Annotated in this window: 1 protein-coding gene; it reads left to right on the top strand. The window is 67.8% G+C overall.

Translation table 11 applies throughout. From position 1 onward, the window contains the following. Positions 1-135: 135 nt before the first annotated feature. Positions 136-1,518, top strand: a complete 1,383-nt coding sequence (locus tag KJS59_RS30505; RefSeq protein ID WP_213457444.1) for an IS1380 family transposase — start codon at positions 136-138, stop codon at positions 1,516-1,518. Positions 1,519-1,680: the final 162 nt, after the last annotated feature.

Here is a 1,680-nt window from a genome sequence, read left to right as displayed (position 1 = left end):
CTAAGCCTGAATCCGTGGACCGGCCGGTGCATCTGGTGCCGGTGACGGCGTGGAGATGTGACGAGAGTGCCCTCTGGGCTGGGACGATCGGGTTTGTCTAGGACTCGATCAGACCGGCTCGGAAGGGCACTCTCGGTGCAAGGATCTCACTCTTGGCGTGGTGACCGCGCGATCTTCGATGAGGACAACCTCGTGTCGCACGCGGGCCTCGTACCGCTGCTGGCGCTGGCCGAGCGGACCGGGTTGTCGCGGCTGCTGGACGAGCATGTGCGGTTCGGCTGCGAGCGGGTCAGATCGGGTGCGGCCAACACGACGCCGAAACTCGTTGCGATCATCGCCGGGATGGCCGCCGGGGCTGACACCATCGATGACCTGGACATGATCCGTGCTGGTGGGATGAAGCAGGTCTTCGGCGGGGTCTACGCCTCGGCCACGTTGGGGATCCTGCTGCGGGAGTTCACTCACGGCCATACCCGGCAACTGTCGGCGGTGCTGCGCCGGCACCTGATCGCCCTGTCCGAGCAGACCCCCGTGCTGGACGGCATCGACCAACGGTGCCTGCTCGATATCGACTCGCTGCTGCGCCCGGTATACGGCCACGCCAAGCAGGGTGCCTCCTACGGACACACGAAAATCGCGGGCAAGCCCATCCTGCGTAAGGGCTTGTCACCTCTGGCCGTGACCCTCAGCACTCCCACGGCGGCTCCGGTGTTGGCCGCCGTCCGGCTGCGGGCCGGACGCGCCGGATCGGCCAAAGGCGCCGCGTCCATGCTCACCGAGGCGATCAACACCGCCCAGCAGGCAGGTGCGCGGGCATACGACATCCTGGTCCGAGGTGACTCGGCCTTCTGCAACGGCAAGATCGTCGCCGCGGTCGCGGCCACCGGGGCGATGTTCTCCTTCACCATCGCCACCAACCCGGCCGTGGCCGCCGCGATCGCCTCCATTCCCGATGAGCAGTACACGCCCGTGCGCTATCCCGGCGCGGTCGTCGACCCCGATACCGGACAGTTGATCTCCGACGCCCAGGTCGCCGAAACCACCTACACCGCGTTCGCCGACACCCGCCACCGGCACACCGCACGCCTGCTCGTGCGCCGCGTCCTGGACGCCAACACCCAGGACCCCCTGTTTCCCGTCTGGCGTTACCACCCTGTCTTCACCAACAACACCGAGCCGATCGACCAGGCCGACATCACCCACCGCCGGCACGCCGTCTGCGAGACCGTCTGGTCCGACCTGATCGACGGACCCTGGGCCCACCAACCCTCCGGTGTGTTCGCCGCCAACGCCGCCTGGTGCATCCTCGCCGCGATCTGCCACAACCTGCTCCGCGCAGCCGGCACCCTCACCGCGACCACCCGCTACACGGTGGCCCGGGGCGCCACCCTGCGCACCCACCTGATCAATATCCCGGCCCGTCTCGCCCGGCCGCAACGCCGACCCGTGCTGCACCTACCCCGCCGCTGGCCCCGCGCCGGCGCCTGGCTCACCTTGTGGAAGGCCGTGTTCACCTGACATGGGGCCGCCATCGCCGCACGCTTCACATGCAACACCCACACCGAACTGCCCCAACACGACGTAATCGAGCAGGCTGGACCAGGGCCAGCGGATCCATCACACCCTCAATCGGCAAGATCAACCCGACTACACTCCCAGAGTCCGATCCACGGATTCAGG

Origin of the sequence: Rhizomonospora bruguierae (assembly GCF_018397995.1) — a bacterium.
Classification (GTDB): Bacteria; Actinomycetota; Actinomycetes; order Mycobacteriales; family Micromonosporaceae; genus Rhizomonospora; species Rhizomonospora bruguierae.
This window is presented reverse-complemented; position numbering and strand designations above follow the sequence as displayed.